This window comes from Brevibacillus parabrevis (assembly GCF_022701015.1).
In the GTDB taxonomy this organism is placed as follows: domain Bacteria; phylum Bacillota; class Bacilli; order Brevibacillales; family Brevibacillaceae; genus Brevibacillus; species Brevibacillus parabrevis.
The window spans coordinates 5,398,868-5,416,511 of record NZ_CP064090.1 but is presented as its reverse complement, the minus strand read 5'-3'; the positions used below and the strand labels follow the sequence as shown (position 1 = coordinate 5,416,511).

General features: G+C 53.4%; 14 protein-coding genes. 8 read left to right on the top strand and 6 right to left on the bottom strand.

The features are described from left to right. Positions 1-48 precede the first annotated feature (48 nt). The 5 genes from IRJ17_RS24895 to IRJ17_RS24875 all read right to left on the bottom strand — a co-directional run bounded on the left by IRJ17_RS24895 (position 49) and on the right by IRJ17_RS24875 (position 5,716). Complete coding sequence (locus tag IRJ17_RS24895; protein ID WP_242772217.1) at positions 49-342, bottom strand: hypothetical protein; 294 nt, start codon at positions 340-342, stop codon at positions 49-51. A gap of 386 nt (positions 343-728) precedes the next feature. Further along, positions 729-1,430, bottom strand: coding sequence for a YczE/YyaS/YitT family protein (locus IRJ17_RS24890; protein ID WP_063228618.1), 702 nt, complete (start codon positions 1,428-1,430; stop codon positions 729-731). Between the two features lie 267 nt (positions 1,431-1,697). Next, complete coding sequence (locus IRJ17_RS24885) at positions 1,698-3,425, bottom strand: amidohydrolase family protein (protein WP_122963049.1); 1,728 nt, start codon at positions 3,423-3,425, stop codon at positions 1,698-1,700. Between the two features lie 362 nt (positions 3,426-3,787). Beyond that, positions 3,788-4,765, bottom strand: a complete 978-nt coding sequence (locus tag IRJ17_RS24880) for a LacI family DNA-binding transcriptional regulator (protein ID WP_242772215.1) — start codon at positions 4,763-4,765, stop codon at positions 3,788-3,790. Positions 4,766-4,945: 180 nt separating this feature from the next. Next, the gene (locus IRJ17_RS24875; RefSeq protein WP_328146566.1) at positions 4,946-5,716 is read right to left on the bottom strand and encodes a YheC/YheD family protein; all 771 of its coding nucleotides are present in this window, start codon (positions 5,714-5,716) and stop codon (positions 4,946-4,948) included. A gap of 181 nt (positions 5,717-5,897) precedes the next feature. Here IRJ17_RS24875 and IRJ17_RS24870 point away from each other — a divergent pair, with 181 nt between their 5' ends. From IRJ17_RS24870 to IRJ17_RS24835, 8 genes are all read left to right on the top strand, one after another. After that, entirely contained in the window at positions 5,898-6,800 is a 903-nt protein-coding gene (locus tag IRJ17_RS24870) for a helix-turn-helix transcriptional regulator (protein WP_242772210.1), read from the top strand. A 90-nt stretch (positions 6,801-6,890) separates the two neighbouring features. Beyond that, on the top strand, positions 6,891-7,268 hold the full coding sequence (locus tag IRJ17_RS24865) for a VOC family protein (RefSeq protein WP_173596164.1): 378 nt from the start codon (positions 6,891-6,893) through the stop codon (positions 7,266-7,268). Positions 7,269-7,501: 233 nt separating this feature from the next. After that, positions 7,502-9,448, top strand: a complete 1,947-nt coding sequence (locus IRJ17_RS24860; protein WP_242772207.1) for a transporter substrate-binding domain-containing protein — start codon at positions 7,502-7,504, stop codon at positions 9,446-9,448. Beyond that, a complete protein-coding gene (locus IRJ17_RS24855; protein ID WP_242772204.1) occupies positions 9,429-10,796 on the top strand; it encodes a sigma-54-dependent transcriptional regulator in 1,368 nt (455 codons plus the stop codon). Before IRJ17_RS24860 ends, IRJ17_RS24855 begins: the two co-directional genes overlap by 20 nt. Further along, positions 10,793-11,803, top strand: coding sequence for a TAXI family TRAP transporter solute-binding subunit (locus tag IRJ17_RS24850; protein ID WP_122963055.1), 1,011 nt, complete (start codon positions 10,793-10,795; stop codon positions 11,801-11,803). Before IRJ17_RS24855 ends, IRJ17_RS24850 begins: the two co-directional genes overlap by 4 nt. Before the next feature lie 283 nt (positions 11,804-12,086). Continuing rightward, positions 12,087-13,406, top strand: a complete 1,320-nt coding sequence (locus IRJ17_RS24845; protein WP_173596168.1) for an MFS transporter — start codon at positions 12,087-12,089, stop codon at positions 13,404-13,406. Between the two features lie 198 nt (positions 13,407-13,604). Continuing rightward, positions 13,605-15,020: an FAD-binding oxidoreductase gene (locus IRJ17_RS24840; protein ID WP_242772201.1), complete on the top strand. Its 1,416-nt coding sequence runs from the start codon at positions 13,605-13,607 to the stop codon at positions 15,018-15,020. Then, positions 15,013-16,311 carry a (Fe-S)-binding protein gene (locus IRJ17_RS24835; RefSeq protein WP_242772199.1) on the top strand — a complete coding sequence of 433 codons (1,299 nt, stop codon included), beginning with the start codon at positions 15,013-15,015 and terminating at the stop codon, positions 16,309-16,311. The genes IRJ17_RS24840 and IRJ17_RS24835 overlap by 8 nt, the downstream gene beginning before the upstream one ends. A gap of 73 nt (positions 16,312-16,384) precedes the next feature. Here the strand turns inward: IRJ17_RS24835 and ytvI are convergent, their stop codons facing one another. Beyond that, positions 16,385-17,416 carry a sporulation integral membrane protein YtvI gene (gene ytvI / locus IRJ17_RS24830; RefSeq protein ID WP_122963059.1) on the bottom strand — a complete coding sequence of 344 codons (1,032 nt, stop codon included), beginning with the start codon at positions 17,414-17,416 and terminating at the stop codon, positions 16,385-16,387. Positions 17,417-17,644 lie beyond the last annotated feature (228 nt).

The window sequence follows — 17,644 nt, the reverse complement described above, 5'->3', positions numbered from 1 at the left end:
TGTCGAAATAATCTGACACGCCTATAATAAGATTAATAGGGATCGTCTTTATAAGATACCGTATCTGTCAATTTCTTTTACGCTGGTAAGGAGATTACGTAGGTCATCAACATCCATATCGGGATTTTGATCCATATAGTCCTTCACCAGATCGTGGCTGTCTTTACTGATCTTCTCCTTCTCCGATAAAGATAACTCGGTCTCCCTTTGAATGTCTTCTTTAACAGTTTCCAGTTCCTTCAGCACCTCATCATAAGAGGAATCTTTTGCAGAAGCAAATTCTGGTGTCAGAAGACTTGCTGCTAGTACAAGGGCTAGTGAAAAACTATACACTTTTTTCATCCGATTTTCATTCTTCCTCTCATTAATTCGTAAGTGATACCCTATCAATATATAAATATTTTCCATGTAAAAATATGGGTTAAAAGAATCGTTTTGGAATAATTTGTGAACAATTTGTGAACAATTTCCCGGTACGAAAGACATGTATAGATAGCTTATAAAACCAAATGGGTAACGGACATTTTCACTTTCAAGGGCTCCACAGCACTTCCCTTTAGCTTAACGCCTCCGCCAGTCTAGTACTTTATTTTCTCAGAACAGCAAGTCAAAAACACAATCGCACGATCACGCAATCATGGAAACGACAAAAGCAAGCCGACCAAAAGGAGCGGCTTGCTTTTGTTTTGTTTGCAACGGGATGTATGTTCACCGTCAAACAGGTATGGCTAGTTTTTAATGACATTCGGATTTTGCGGGGCTTTTCCGGCTTGCGATTTTTTGTACAGGTGCGTGTACAGCTTGATGTATTGGCCGACGAGGATGGCGTTGATAATCGTTCCTTCGCGGATGAACTTGATTTCGCCGAGGAACAGCAGGCCGATACATGCCGAGGCGACCAAAAGGGAGCAGTCGAATGCGGTCTTGATGTTCCCCCATTTCCACCCGGTTTTTTGGAACAGCGTATTGACGAACAAATCGACGGGAATCAGGACCAGGTTCGCCTGGAGCATGAGAAACAGTCCAAAGGCGAGAGCCGCGTCAGCGACAATCAGCAGCATGACTTTTGCCGCGTACAAATCCAGCTGGATGAAGCCGGTCAACAGCAAGTTCAGGTCGAGAAACAGGCTGAGGGCAAGCGCCGGGATCAATCCGGCAAAATACTTGAGCTGGAACGCCTTTGGCATGACGAGAAAGGCAAGCAAAAGCATGAGCAGCTCCAGCATGAAAGAATAAGTGCCTTGGGTCAAGTTTGGATAAATGACAGTGAGCGTCCGGGTAAGGCTGCTCTGCGGCGAAATACCGATTCCCGCCCGGATCGCCAGGCTTATGCCAAGAGTCAGGATATAAATGCCGACCAAGTAAATGATCCACCGTTTGGTCAAACTGCCCTTCAGTTGCAGTTCCGTCGAATCCCCGTGAGTGTGCATATACCAATCCCTCTTTCTAAAGAAGTTTTATGATGCTGACAGCAAACCACCAGGCGTGAAAATGGGGAGGGAAAGTAGCGCGAGCAGGATACGATACAGCGTGAGATAGCAAATGTTCCCCCGAAATGTGCGCAGGCATGGGGGAGATGAGGCTTTTTGAGAGATCATCCCCCATACGTTAAAGCGCTTTCTTTTTTGTGAAAAGGATTCAGGCAAAAAGATTCCAATGATTCAGACAGTAAATGGCAGTCTTGACGAGCTTTGCCATTATTCCATGAAGCGGAAGCGGTGCAGGGAGATAAACAGGCTGAGCAGCTTGTTTACGACAGGTTCGCCTTCGTTGCGGTTGCCCATCTCTTCCAGAGCGGCGTCGATGGCATCGGCGCTTTGCGTCAGTTCGCTGACAGTCATGTTCGCCATCACCCCGTAAATTTCCAGCGGCAGCACGCTTTTGTTGGTCTTGTTGTCGGTGACGATGCAAGCTCCGGAATACTTGTCCACTTCTTTGGCGCAATAGCACATTTCTTCGCTTTCTTGCCCGACGACGACGAAGTACGGGATCGGTGCTGGCCAGGAGGTTGCCACAGCGCCGTGTTCCACGTAAACGCCTTTGAACAAACCGTTGACAATATGGCGTTTGCCATCGGCATAGCGGCGAATGACAGACAGGCGGCTCAATTTTTCGCCTTCATGCTCCGCGACGACTTTGCCGTCTACTACAGGCACCCAGATTTCCTGATAAAACTTGGCGTGGCCGCGGCCGTATACGTCAAACAGGTACACTTTGGCTTGTTGCCCGTCTTCGGACAGTTCCAGCGGCACGATGTCAAGCTGCTCCGGCGTCAAGTCGTCCAGCCCGGTGACGCCTTTTGTGCACATGGCGGAGTAGTCGATGTCGGCATTTTTCAACATTTTTCTGTCTTTGGCAATCAATTCCCCGTCCTTGAAGACGTACAGCGGGTTGATTTGCGACAAGCTATCTGTCAACACGATATCGGCAAAACGGCCTGGTGTCAAAGAGCCGATTTGATGATCCATGTTAAACGACTTCGCCGTGTTGTAGGAAGCCATTTTGATCGCCTTGATCGGATTGATGCCCATTTGGGTGCAGAGGGAGATGATCCAATCCATGTGTCCCATTTTCAGCAAGCGCTCAATCGAGATGTTGTCGGTGCAGAGCATGAAGTTTTCCGTCGGGAACTTGCGGTCGACGATGGAGCGGAGCAATGTTTTGATGACTTCGCTGCTGCCGACGCCAAATTTGATTTGGGTAGGGAAGCCGTAGCGGATGCTTTTTTCGATGTCGTCTCCGTTCCAGACGTCATGGTTGTTCGATACCCCGATGGCTGGCAAGTAGTTCAGCACCATGTCCGGCAGAGCGGTCAAGCCCCAGTGGCCATTCATGAAGCCGCCTTTGGCCCGCACCCACGCTGCTTTTTGGAAATCGTCCTCATCGCCTTTGCTGTAGGTGAAGTGCTCGAACTCGCCCAAACCGATCACTGGCTCCATTTCCAGCACTTCTTTGGTCACCCAAGCTGCGGTCTTTTTGCCAGGCGCAAAAGCGTACAGGCGATACGGCAGCTTGTCGTAATCGCGGAACAAGTTTTGCGCCGCGCGCACGCCATCTTCGCCAGCAGCACTGAGGAGGTCCAGACACTCTGCAAAAATCGTCGTCGTCCCGCAAGGCACCATCGCTTCCGCAAGCGCCGTCGGATGAGCGAGCTGCGATTCGAAGTGCAGGTGGGCATCGATCAAGCCTGGAATGGCATACAGTCCTTGACCGTCAAATACTTCTTTTACCTGGATGACCGATTCGTCCGGGTTGAGCGCAACGATTCGTTTGTCGTAAATCAAGAGGGAGCCATGGTAGACGGTTTCTCCGTGAACATCCAAAATGTTCAGGTTTTTCAGGAGCAGGTCGGCTTCCTTTTTCCCGTGCAAAATATCGAAGATCGCACGGACTTTTTCAAGGTGGTTGATTTCTGTTTGCTTCATGGCTGAGTTCTTCCTTTCCTTGGCAAAAATTTTATATAAGTAGAGCTAGGCTCTGCACTTATCGGGAGTAGGGTGATGACAGTCAGTTAATCGTTTAACTAAAAGGGAACAAACAGAGACTGGCTGCAAAGGGCGAAAAAAGAGATTGGCTGCATGGGACGAAAATTTGCTTAGTTAAACGATTAACCAAGTGGGTGTAAAAAAGCAGCTTTCCATGCAAGCCCAAAAACGAAGGGAACTTCCAGTTAATCGTTTAACTAAAAGAGGAACGAAAGGCCAAAAGACGTGTGGTCCTTTTGCGGCCTGGTGACTGTTCTACCAACTGCGCTGCCAACTGTTCTACCAACTGTCGCGCCATCCAGTCACGCTGATTTTCGCACGACGATGCACGGCGCAAGCACAGTGACAGGTTCAAACTCTTCTTTGCGAATCTGGCTTAAAATCATTTCTGCGCTTTTGATCCCAAGCTCGCGGTTCTGCAAATCCACACATGTCAGCTCAGGGGTCGATATTTGCGACATCAAGGAATTGCCCAAGCTCAGCACAGCCATGTCTTCCGGAATCCGAATGTTGGCTTGTACGAGTGCTTTTGTCAAATAGACAGCGCTCAGCTCGTTCAGCACAAAAACGCCTTCGATGCTGTTTTCGACAAGAGTCGGAATGCAGTCTTTGACAAGCTCCAGCTCATCGGAGATTTCCAGGAGCAGTGGCTTCTCGTCGCTGTTCGTCGCCTGGCGATACCCTTCCAAAAATAGCGCGAGCAGCTGATCGGGCACTTTTTTGTGGGCAAAAGCGAGCTTGTTTTTGCCGCTGGCTTGCAAATATTCGGTTCCTAACTTGCTGGCCTGGACCAAATCGGGGTACAGCAGCGGGAAGCCTTCGAACGGCATGCAGCGATTGGCGTAGACGACGGGAATGTTCCAGTCGATGACGTTTTGGATGCTCTCGGAAAAGGAAGTGTCCGAGAACAAGCCGATGAAGATGATGCCCGCTACCATGTTTTCGCGCATGAGCTGGAGGATGGCTTCTTCCTGGAGGTTCAGGTTGTCGACTTCATAAATATAGAGATTGTAGTGATGCTTCCCCAAAGTTTGGCTGATGCCGGAGGTAATCTCGGAATAGTAAAGGTTGTTGATTTTCGGCAGGATGACAGCGATGTTGAACGTCTCCTTGCGCTTGAGCGATTTTGCCACCACGTTGCGCACGTAGCCGAGTTCTTTGATGGCGTGCAAAATGCGTTCCTCTGTTTCTTTTTTGATGACGATATCATCGTTCAAATATCGGGAGACGGTGCAGGCACTGACATTCGCATGCTTGGCAATGTCTTTTAAAGTAGCCACGGGAACCTCCTTGCCAAAGCTTAGTTAAACGTATCGGTTAATCGATTAACTTGTTCTGTTGAGAGAATAGTAGCATTGTGTTTGTTGAATTGCAAGAAAATTCTGTTGTTGTTTTTCGAAAAAAGCAAAGATAGAGAATCCAGAGGCGATCTGAAAGCTCTATCCCGAAAAATGGCCCGCTCACACTTTTTTCTTTTTGCGCTTCACCCGGTTTTTGTACTGGTAGTGCAGCCGCTTGATGTTGTGGAAGTACGTTTTGTCTTTGAGCTTGGCAAAAAGCGCGTGCGACGGAAAGTCGTAGTTGACCTCGATGATCGAGAGCTGGCCTTGCTTGTCGATGGCAAAATCAACCCCGATTTGCGCGCTGTGGCGGTACTTGTTGAAGTGCGCACAGACGCGATGACTGACCTGGATGAGCTTCGCGACGATGGCTTTGACTTGTTCCGGCTCCACGGCTTTCGACTTCGTCAAGGCATACGGAACGGTAACCGCATATCCGCCGCCGCGGGCGACGTTCGTAATTACGCTGTCGCTGCCAGCCACCTTTGCCAGCATTCCGGCATACTGCCATTTCCCGAGGCCGTTTCGCATCATCATGACGCGTATATCGTACGGTCGTCCGTCCAGCTCCGCCAAGTCCAGCCCTTTTTGAATCACGTAGTTTTTTTCCGTGCATTGGCGAGCGAGCTGTTGCTTCAACTCGGACAAGGAGCCTGCCTGTACAGGCTCTCCGCGTTCTTTGACGAACGAAAAGCCGTCTGCTGTTTTCCAGACGCGCATGATGCCTTTGCCCATGTGGGTTCTGGTCGGCTTGATATAAACCGTGCCGTACTTGCCGAGATAGTCTTCGAGAAGCGCAGGCTGGTAGAGCGACGTGGGGGGCAAATACGGGCGAACGTACGGGCTTTTGGAAAAGAACTGATGAAGACTCCATTTGGATGAGGAGATCAAATCGTGCACCTCGCCTTTCTCCAAAGATCAAAGTTCCATTCTTGCTAACATATACAACAAATTGGGAAAAAGTGAGCAGGAGTTGGGCCATCGTGGGGAAAATAGGTTCTAGAAGCAAAGAAGCCCGCTTCGCTTCGCAAAAGCCAGTGAAGCAGGCTCGCCAAAAGAACGGAGAAACACGATGAGACGATACCGACCTGTGCAGCCGCCGACCTTGCAAAAGCCGGACTGGCCTGACCGTTACCATTATCACGAATACTTGCCGAGCGAGCGTCTGGCGAACTATGTGGCTTGCTATTGGACGTCGCAGTTTCACGGGCAGAGCACGCCGCAGTTTCACGGGCAGAGCACGCCGCACTTGCACCGGGTCATACCGGATGGCTGCGTCGACATCATTTTCGATCTGCAAGCCGGGACGTTTGCCAGCGGAGCTTTTGTCACCGGGTTGATGACCTCCTATGAAGTCATGCCACTGGCAGGGCCGCAGTCGATGTTCGGCATTCGCTTTTTCGTGGAGGAGGCAGACCGTTTTTTCCGCTTTCCCGTAGCCGAAGTGAGTGCAGCCCATGTCTTTTTGCAAGATTTGTGGGGGATGGAGGCGCTTTGGGCTATGGAAAGAATTTTGGAGGCGGCGAATACGGCGGAGCGGATCGCCCGTGTCGAGCAAATGCTTATGCAGTGCCTGAACCGCGACAGGCCACCGACAAACTCGTTGCTGTTGACCAGCATGCAGTACATGTACGAGCAGCGCGGAACGCTGTCCATCGCGGCTTTGGCGGACAAAGTGGCGTACAGCGAAAGAAACGTGCGCAGGCTGTTCCAGCAAGCTTTTGGCGTGGGGCCGAAAGAGCTTATGCGCATCATTCAGTTCCAAAGCTTGCTGCAAATGCTGTCCCGCAATCAGGCGGTGCCTTTTGTAGAAGCGGCTTTGCAATGCGGCTATTACGATCAGTCGCACGTGATCAAAAGCTTTCGCAGCTTTTACGGCGAGCCGCCAAGCGGAGTTTTTGCCCAGCCCCAGCGTACAGGTGTGCAGGTGCAGCAATCGCCCGAAGCTGTCCGTTTTTTACAATCCGGCAACTAGGCTTGTCTGATATGGTTGAACAAGACCCCCGCTGACGCCTGGATCGCTCTGGCGGGAGAAGCTGTGAACAAGGACAGGAGGACATTAAACATGACAATCAAGCTCGATATGGTAGGAATTGTCGTACAGGATATGAAAAAAGCGCTGGACTTTTACCGCACGCTCGGACTTGCGATTCCAGAAGAGGCGAATGGGGAGCACCACGTAGAAGTGGCGCAGGATGGCGTCCGCTTGGCTTTTGACACGGTAGAGATCGCGAAAAGCGTCTACGGCGGTTGGGAGCCTGCCAGCGGCCACCGAATCGAGCTGGCCTTTTTATGCGAGGATGCCGCCGCTTTGGACGCTTTGTATGCAAAAATCGTCGAGCGCGGCTACGAAAGCCACCGCGAGCCGTGGGATGCCGTCTGGGGCCAGCGCTATGCGATCGTCAAAGACCCGGACGGAAACTTGATCAGCCTGTTCGTCTGAGATTCAGCGGCGTCCGGCATTCTGCGATCCGCCAGATGCAGAGGAAAGAAAAGCAAGCCGATTCTCCATGCCAAAAGGAGACTCGGCTTGTTTGGTTTTGGTTTTGGCTGTAACTGTAGTTTTGGCGTTCGGGCGCATGCATTCTTTTCAAGCATGCTTCCTTCGTCCATAATAAGCTTGTTGCATCAACCCGTCTGGACGGCACGAAGAGCAGGAGAAAGGAGGCGGGTTTTTTGCGCAGGTTCGCATGGCTCATCGCTTTATTCACCTTGGTTGGCTTGTTCGTACCAATCGCTCATACGAAAGCGCAGGAAGAGCGGCTCATCCGCGTCGGCTTTGACAAAAGCTTGCCGCCGCTGTCTTACGTGGATAAAAACGGGGAAGCAGCCGGGTTTGATATTGAACTGATTCGCAGCATGGACGCCTTGCATGGCTATCAGATCGAGTATGTTCCGCTCGAATGGGAGGATGCGGTCATCAAGCTGAGAGAAGGACAGCTGGACGTGGTTGTCGGGATGAAATACACGAGTACGCGCGATACGCAGTTCGACTTTAGCGACTCGTATTTGACTGCGGCGGACGCGTTCGTCATTCCGCAAGCGATGCGGGATATTGCGGCGATCAGCGACCTGCGGGGCAAAGTCGTGGCAATTCAGCGCGACGACGCAGGCGTGTCGCAATTGGAGAGCATTCGCGGCGGCAAAAGGCTGGCTGCGTTCAGTCAGACGGATGCGCTGGAGATGCTTTTTCTCGATCGGGCCGATGTGTTTTTGGGCAACCGCTGGACAGCCGAGTATATGCTGGAGAGAACGGGCAAGGGGAGCGACTACCGGATTCGCACGGGACTGATTCCGCCGTCCGACTATGCGTTTGCCGTCCGGGAAGGAAACTACGAGCTGGTGAACAAGCTCAATGCCGGACTGGCGCAACTGCACCGCAACGGCGTGTATGAACAGTTGTATTCGCGGTATTTGGAGCCGTACAGCGCACTGGCGATCGACTGGTGGCGAAAGCTGGTCTACGGGCTGCTCATCGTGATGGGCATCGTCATCGTCGTGTTGACGGGCAGTTTTTTGTGGAACAAAAGGCTGCAAAAAGCAGTTCGGAGGCAAACGGCAGCTTTGGCGGACAGCTTCGCTTTTCAGACGACGGTTCTCAACAGCGTAGACAACGGCATCTTGTCGTTCGACCAGGAAGGCAAAATTACACTGATCAACCATGCGGCACAAAAATGGTTGGGGAACATGGACAAGCCGGAAGCCGCGTCTGTGATGGATTGCCTGCCGGAGCTGCCCGTCCGGGAGCTTTTGCAGATGCAGGATGCCCGCGTGCTGGAAGGCGAGCTGCACTTGGGGGATGGCACGGGGCGGATTGTGCAATACTACCTCGCTACTTTGACGAACGGGGCTGGACAGAGAACGGGCGGGATACTCTGCTTGCAGGATCGGACGGAGCAGAAGCATTTGCAGGCCCGCTTGATTGCCCAGGAAAAAATGCGCGCGCTGGGCGAACTGGTCGCGGGCATTGCTCACGAAATCCGCAATCCGCTTACCGCGATCAAAACGTTTGCCGAGCTTTTGCCGAGGAAGCTGAATGACGAACGCTTCCGCGCACAGCTTGTGGAGCACGTTCCCGAAGAAGTGGCGCGCATGAACCGCATCATCGAAGACTTGCTCGATTACTCCCGGGAAAAGCCGTTGCAGCGCAAGCGGGAAAATCTGCTGGAGATTGTGCAATCCGTGCAGGGACTTTTTGCCAAGCGGCTGGAGAGCGAGCGGATCGAGCCAAAGCTTGACCCTACGCTCGATGTGGACGTGCTTGTCGATCGGGACCGGATCAAGCAAGTGCTGATCAATCTGTTGCTGAATGCCAGCGAAGCGATGGCGCAACAATCTGCTGACAAGCAATTGACGTTTCGCGTACTGCCCGGAGAAGCTCGGGCGGTGTGCCTGGCGATTTCCGATACCGGGCCGGGCATGAGCGAACAGGACAGGCTGCATTTGTTCCAGCCTTTTTTCACGACGAAAAGCCAAGGAATCGGACTCGGCTTGTACCTCAGTCAAAAAATTATGCACGACCACGGGGGAGAAATTACCGTGCAGAGCACAGAAGGAGCGGGAACGACGTTCTACCTGCATTTTGCGAAAGGAGAGACTGGCGATGAACATCTTGATCATTGATGATGAACGGGCGATCTGTTCGTCGCTTTCCTTTGCCCTGGATGACGAGTATCGGGTGTTCACTGCCTCCGGGCCAGAGGAAAGCTTGCAGTTGTTGGAACAGGAGCCGATCGACGGCATTCTGCTCGATTTGAACTTGCGCGGGACGAGCGGGATCGAGCTTTTGCGCCAGATCAAGGAAAAGCAGCCGGACGCAGTCGTCATCATGATGACAGCCTACGGCTCCATCGAGTCGTCCGTCGAGGCGATGAAGGCAGGTGCCTACCATTACTTGACCAAGCCGCTCAATTTGGAGGAGGTCAGGCTGCTGCTCGGCAAAGCGCTCGCTTTTCAGCAGTTGCATCGCCAGGTTCAGGTGCTGAGTCAGGCTGTCCGCCAGCAGGAAACGTACGCGGGGATCATCGGCAAGAGCCATGCCATGCAGAAAGTTTTTCAACTGGTGGAAAAGGTCAAGGACATCAATTCGCATGTGCTGATTAGCGGAGAAAGCGGGACGGGAAAAGAGCTGGTCGCCCGGGCGATCCATTATCAAGGCGACAGGCAAAAGCGTGCCTTTTCCGTCATCAACTGCGCGGCTATCCCTGAGTTGCTGTTGGAAAGCGAACTGTTCGGGCATGAAAAAGGGGCGTTTACCGGAGCGTACGCGCGGCAGCAAGGTCTGTTTGAGCGCTCGGATGGCGGCACGATTTTTCTCGATGAAATCGGCGAGATGCCGCTCGCCCTGCAAGCCAAAATTTTGCGCGTCATTCAGGAAAAGGTGGTCACGCCGATCGGCTCGCAGCAGTCCAAGGAAGTCGACGTGCGAATCATCTCCGCAACGAACCGTCAGTTGCAGGACGAAGTGGCAAAAGGAACGTTTCGCGAAGATTTGTACTATCGGCTGAACGTGATTCCGATTCATCTGCCGCCATTGCGAGAGCGCAAGGAAGACGTGCCGCTGCTCGTGGAGCACTTTTTGGCCTTGTATTCGGCGAATATGGGGGTCAGGACGAAAACGCTCAGTCCGGAGGCCAAGCGAAAGCTGTATGACTATGCATACCCTGGCAACGTGCGGGAGCTGTCCAACATCCTCGAATATGCGGTTGCCCTATCGGAAAAGGAAGTGATCGAGCCGCATGACTTGCCGGAAGCAGTGCGCGAAAAGCGGAGCAGCAGCCAGGTGCAAGCAGCAGAGGAACAAGCGCTGTTGATACCGCCAGGATTGACTTTGGCAGAAGCAGAGCGGATGTACATTTTGTATACGCTGGACAATAACAACGGGCATCGGTTGAACACGGCCAAGCAGCTTGCGATCAGCGAACGGGGCTTGCGCGAGAAGCTGAAGCAATACGGGAGAGGCGCGCAATGAGGCAGGCTCGCGCATGGATTGCCGTGACGGCTGTCGTTGTTGGATTGGCGCTTTTGGCAAGCGCTGGCGGGTGCGCTCCGAAGCCGGAGTCGGCCCAGCCTGTTCCTGGCGAAGAACAAGCGCTGCTGACGATCGCAACGGGCGGCGCGTCAGGTCCGTACGACGTCATCGGGGGAGCGTTGGCTAAAGTGTATCAAACGAAGCTCGGCTATCATACGGCGGTCCGTTCCTCTGACGGCTCTGTGGAAAACGTGCGCCTGCTGGAGAGCGGAAAAGCCGATTTGGCCTTTGCGATGTCGGATGTCGCTTCGTTCGCGCTCGGCGGGCTGGAGAGCTTCCAGTCAAGCGGGCCGGTTGCGCGCATGAAGTCGGTGGCCGGGCTGTATTTGAACTACGTGCAAATCGTGACGAAAAAAGACCGGGACATTCATTCCGTGTACGATCTGAAAGGCAAGCGGGTAGGCGTAGGTGCGCCGAACAGCGGCGTCGAGGTCAACGCGCGGATGATTTTAAACGAGCACGGCATTACGTACAACGATCTGCGGCCGGAGTATTTGTCTTACTCGGAGGCGATCGAGCAGTTGAAAACCAACGCGATTGACGCGGCCTTCGTCACGTCCGGCTTGCCCAACACGGCTGTGCTCGCGCTGCAATCCACCGATGAGGTGCAAATCGTCCCGATCTTTCCCGAGCATATCGAAAAGCTGACCAAACGGTTTGCCTTTTTCGAAAAAGCCCAGCTTCCGCCTGGCGTCTACCAAAACGAAAAAGCGATCCCGACGGTTGCGATCCGCAATATTCTTTTGGTTCGCTCCGATTTGCCCAACGAACAAGTGTATCGGCTGACGAAAGCCTTTTTCGAAAATCTGGACGCCTTGCAACATGCCCATGAAGCCGCGAAGCAAATCGACAGGCAAAAAGCGGGCGAAAACCTGGTCGTTCCGCTTCATCCGGGAGCAGCCTTGTACTACGCGGAGCTGGCCCGAGCGAAGGAGCCACAGCCGTAAAGGAAAAAAAGTACGCGTCATGTTACCGACCCGGCAAAAAATTCCGCCTCAACCGGAGTTTTTTGCCGGGTTTTTGTGTGGGCCAAGAAAAATACAGATGGACGCAGGCGGCTGATTTGCTAGACGAAACATTTTGGCAGATCGGAAAATTCCATGGATAGCGCGCGCTCAGAATCGTTTGCCTGTGACCTGCCAGCAGTTTGCGACTGGTTTGGCATGCAACTTGCTTTTGTATATTCGCGAATGATTTTTGAAACCGATTACATTTGGAGGAGGAAAAAAAGTGAGTCAAGCAAACGATCGCGCCAATTCGCGACGCATCACGGGCAACATTTTCAAAGGTTCGATCGGAAACCTGATTGAATGGTACGACTGGTATGTGTATTCCGCATTCGCAGTGTACTTCTCGTCCGAGTTTTTCCCGAAAGGTGATCCGACCAGCCAACTGCTCAACACCGCAGCGATTTTTGCCATCGGCTTTTTAATGCGTCCAATCGGAAGCTTGCTGATGGGGCGTTACGCCGACCGTCACGGCAGACGCGCAGCATTGACGCTGTCGATTACGGTGATGGCCAGCGGTTCCTTGATTATCGCCTTGACGCCAGGCTATAGCACGATTGGCATTTATGCGCCTATTATTCTCGTTCTCGCGCGCCTGCTGCAAGGTTTGTCACTGGGTGGAGAATACGGAACTTCCGCTACTTATTTGTCAGAGATGGCGAGCAGCGGACGCCGCGGCTTCTATTCCAGCTTCCAGTACGTTACGTTAATCGCCGGACAGTTGCTTGCCCTCGGGGTGCAAATCGTCCTTCAGCAAGTTCTCAGCGAAGCGGACATGCATGCATGGGGCTGGCGCATTCCGTTCGTGATCGGGGCGCTTGGAGCTTTGGCTGTCCTCTGGCTGCGCCGCTCGATGGATGAGTCGGAGCAATTTTCGAAGATGGAGAAGAAGAGCAAGGAAAGCGCTGGTACCCTTCGCGCGCTGATGAAGCATCCGAAGGCTGTGCTGACCGTCGTCGGACTGACGCTCGGCGGAACGATTGCTTTCAACACGTACACGACGTATTTGCAAAAGTTCATGGTCAACACCGTGGGGCTTCCGAAAGAAACGGTAAGCTGGATCAACTTCACGGCGTTGCTCGTCTTCGTCGTGCTGCAACCGATTGCCGGAATGCTGTCTGACCGGATCGGCCGTCGTCCGCTCCTGATGGGATTCGGTATTTTGGGAACGCTGTTTACGGTGCCGATGTTCCTGTTGATGGAGCAAACAAAAAGTCCGATGGTTGCCTTCGTCTTGATGCTGACAGGGCTGATCATCGTCACTGGCTACACTTCGATCAACGCGATTGTGAAAGCCGAGCTGTTCCCGACGGAAATTCGCGCATTGGGCGTAGGCTTCCCGTATGCGATCACGGTTGCCGTCTTCGGGGGAACGGCTGAATTTATCGCCCTCGGCTTGAAAAATATCGGTTCTGAATCGCTCTTCTACTACTATGTCGCCGGCTGTATTGCGATCAGCCTGATTACGTACTGGCGCATGGGCGAAACATCCAGCGCTTCCCGGATCGAGGCTGAGCTGGATGACCAGAAGAACGCAAGCTAACGAGGTGTACACAGAAAAAAGGCGCGTATTGCGTCTTTTTTTGTTTGGGGTGAAAAAATACTTTGAAACAAAATTTACTTAAAACGATTTGACTAACGTAATTTCATTACATAAAATGAAAACGAATGATAAAGAGCGAATATTTGAACGATTGATGGATGGATGCAGAAAGGGATTGCCGGAAGGGAGAGATTTTGGATGTTGCCTGCACCGATTCGCGCACAGCTTCGGGCCATTGTCGGCGAGAAACATTGCCTGGACAGCCAGGAAGCGCTTGTAGCCTATTCGTATGACGCGACTCCTATGCAACAAGCTTTGCCCGATGCCGTAGTCATGCCGGGGAGCACCGCAGAAGTTCAGGAGGTGATGCGGCTATGCGCCTCCGCCCGGATTCCCGTCGTGACACGCGGCGCTGGCTCCAACTTGTGCGGCGGGACGATTCCGCTGAGAGGCGGCATTGTGCTGGTGCTCAACCGCATGAATCAAATCGTGGAGATCGACGAGCAAAACTTGACGATTACGGTTCAGCCGGGAGTACGGACAGTCGACATTCATCAGGCGGTGGAAGCGCGCGGACTGTTTTATCCGCCCGATCCGGGGAGCATGGTCATTTCGACCATTGGCGGGAATATTGCGCTCAATTCGGGCGGACTGCGCGGTTTGAAGTACGGCACGACCAAAGATTACGTATTGGGACTGGAAGCGGTGCTGCCGAGCGGAGAGATGATTCGCACCGGAGGAAAGCTGATGAAGGACGTAGCGGGCTACGATCTGACGAAGCTTCTGGTAGGCAGCGAAGGGACGCTGGCGATCATCACGGAGGCGATTTTGAAGCTGATTCCCAAGCCGCAGACGCAGCGGGTCATGCTGGCGATGTACGCGGATATGGCGCAGGCGGCGAAGTCGGTGTCGGACATTATCGCCAACCGGATCATTCCCGGCACGCTGGAGTTTCTCGATCAGGGCACGATTCGCGTCGTCGAGGAGTTCAAAAAGATCGGGCTTCCTACAGACGTGGCGGCCATTTTGCTGATCGGACAAGATGGCGACCCGCTGACGGTCGATCAGGATATGGACAAAATTGCTGCGATCTGCCAAAAAAACGCTGCGGTACAAATCAAAGTGGCGACGACAGCGGAAGAAGCGGACGAAGTCATGACGGCGAGGCGGAGTGCGCTTGCCGCCCTGTCCAGAATGCGGCCGACGACGATTTTGGAGGATGCGACTGTGCCGCGCGCAGCCATCGCTCCGATGGTCGCCGCCATCCAGGAAATCGCCAGCCGCTACGGGCTGCAAATCTGCACCTTTGGCCACGCGGGAGACGGCAATTTGCACCCGACCTGTATGACCGATGCCCGGAATACGGAGGAAATCGAGCGCGTGGAGCACGCTTTTGAAGAAATATTCGCCGCAGCGATCGAGCTGGGCGGGACGATTACCGGAGAGCACGGCGTCGGAATCGTCAAAGCGCCCTATTTGGAATGGAAAGCAGGGGCTGCCGGAATGGAAGTGATGAAGGGAATCAAGCAAGCTTTTGACCCAAATCATTTGCTGAATCCGGGAAAAATGTTCGCCAAAGAGTCGCGCCAGAGAGTGGTGGTGCAGCGTGCTTAAAGAAGCGCTCGTCAAAAAGCTGGATTACGAGGAATTGTCCAATTGCATGCGCTGCGGCTTTTGTCAGCCAGCCTGTCCGACGTTTCGCGAGACAGGCTATGAAGCGGCCTCTCCGCGCGGCCGGATTGCCCTGATGAAAGCGGTGGCAGACGGCGTCATGGAACCGGACAAAGACTTTGTCGACCAGATGAATTTGTGTCTGGGCTGCCGGGCGTGCGAGCCAGTTTGTCCGGCTGGCGTGTCTTATGGACAGCTGATCGAGCAGACGCGGGAGGCGATCGAGGACGTACAGCAGCACCCGTGGTGGATCAAAGCCGTGCGCAAGCTCGCTTTTGTGCATCTGTTTCCCGAGCAAAAGCGGCTGCAACAGCTCGGCCGACTGCTGCGCTTTTACCAACGCTCCGGGCTGCAAAAGGCAGTGCGCAAGCTGGGCTTGCTGTTCTGGCTGCCCCGGCACTTGCGGGAGATGGAAGCGATCATGCCGGAAGCAGCCGCTGGCAGTCTCGCGGACGAATGGCAAGCTGCGGTCATCCCGGCCGTTGGGGAACGCAAGTATCGGGTCGGGATGTTTTCCGGCTGTATTATGGATGTGTTGTTTCAGGAGACGAACCGAAATACGGTGCGCTTGCTCGCCGAAGCGGGCTGCGAGGTTGTCATCGTGCCCGGTCAGGTTTGCTGTGGCGCGCTCCATGCCCATAGCGGAGAGCGCGGCATCGCCCGCAAGCTGGCGCGGACCAATGTAGCGGTCTTTCACGCAGCGAATGTGGACATGATCATTTCCAATGCGGGCGGGTGCGGCGCTATGCTGAAAGAGTACGACCATTTGCTCACGGACGACGCGGAGGTGCGCGAGCAGGCTGACTGGTTTGCGGCGCGAGTCAAAGACATCAGCGAGGTGTTGGGCGAGCAAATGGATGCGCAAACATGGCAGTCCTTGCCGCAGCGAATCACCTATCAGTCTTCCTGTCACCTGCGCAACGGGATGAAGGTGAGCAACGAACCTGTCCAACTGCTGAAAGCCATCCCCGGTGCAACGTATGTCCCACTGTTTGAAGGGGAGCGCTGCTGCGGCTCGGCAGGCATCTACAACTTGCTCCAGCCCGAGATGGCTTCCGGTTTGCTGGATGAAAAAATGGGGCACGTCGCAAAGACGCAAGCGGACATTCTCGTCACCTCGAATCCGGGCTGCCTGCTTCAGATGAAGGCCGGGATTCACCGCGCCGGATTGGACGGGCGCATGGAAGCTGTACATCTCGTCGATCTGTTGGTCCGCGTCTCCCCCAAGGAATAAGAAAACCGTCTGGATTGTCCAGGCGGTTTTTTGCTGTTGCTTCATATAGACGTCCAACGCCGCGACCTGCGTTTTAAAAATCAATTTTGAAGTTCAAAAAGCCCGCCTTGCGCAAGGCTTCGTAAATGATCACCAGCGCAGGGCCGATAATCAGCCCGAAAAATCCCATGACCTGAAAACCGAGGAAGAGGCTGACGAGAGCCGCCAGGGCGCTGATCCCGAGGTTGGAAGCGAGAACTTTCGGCTCGATAATGCGCCGGACAACGGTAATGACGAGGAACAGGATAATCAGCCCGATCCCCAGGCGGGCATTTCCGGTCAAAAAGTTGTAGACCGCCCACGGAACGAGAAAAGAACCTGTTCCGAGAATGGGCAAAATATCGACGAGTACGATCAGCAAAGCGACGACAGCCGCGTATTTTACGTGCAAGATGAGCAGCCCCAAAAACGAAAGCAAAAACGTCAGGAGACTGAGGATGATTTGTGCGCGCAAAAATCCGACGGTGGCGCGGTTCAACTGGGAAAAGACAACATTGACCTTTTCTCTGGCCGACACGGTGAACATCCGCAGGAAGCCAGCCCGCAGCCTTGGCAGATCCAGACTGATCAGGAACAGCGCGACCAGGTAAATGATCGTGCTGATCAAAAAGCCGGGGATGATCGCAACGGCTCCGAGAATCGCTCTGGCGACGCCTGACGCGCTCGTGATCGCCCAGTTTTTCAATCCGGCAAAGACGCTCTGGATTTGCACGACCGTGTCTGCCGGCAAAGTAGCGTAGTAGCTTTCCCAGCTTAACAGGTACGATTCCACCAGCTCGAACAAGTGCTGGGAAAAGCCCGGCAACCGCTGGGCCAAATCAATCCCTTGAATGACGATCTGCGTGGCGATCCAGTACAAAATGATGCCAAAGGAGACGAGAAAAAGCAAAAAGGAGACGCTGACGGCGCCCATCCGGTTCATTTTGACCCGACGGATGAGGAACAAAACAAGCGGCTCAAGCAAAATCGCGGTCAAAAGCGCGAGCAGAAACGGGACAGAGTATGGCAATAGAAATAGTGCAACGGCCAACAGCAAGCCCAGAAGCAACATTTTCCGAATTGTCATGAAAGTGCTCCATTCATGTTTAATGAGTCCAGCGTATTACGGTAGGCTTATTTTAGCATTTTTGCCGAACCGAGCACAATCTGCCCGCTAATTGCGGAAAAAGAGCTGGTTGTCAAAAAATAAAGAGAAATAAAAAGAATAGAAAAAAACAGGGTAGCCAAAAAAACATGATATGATTCTCATCTATATAACACTTCGTTTCAGACGGATGTGTATATAGTGTGACAA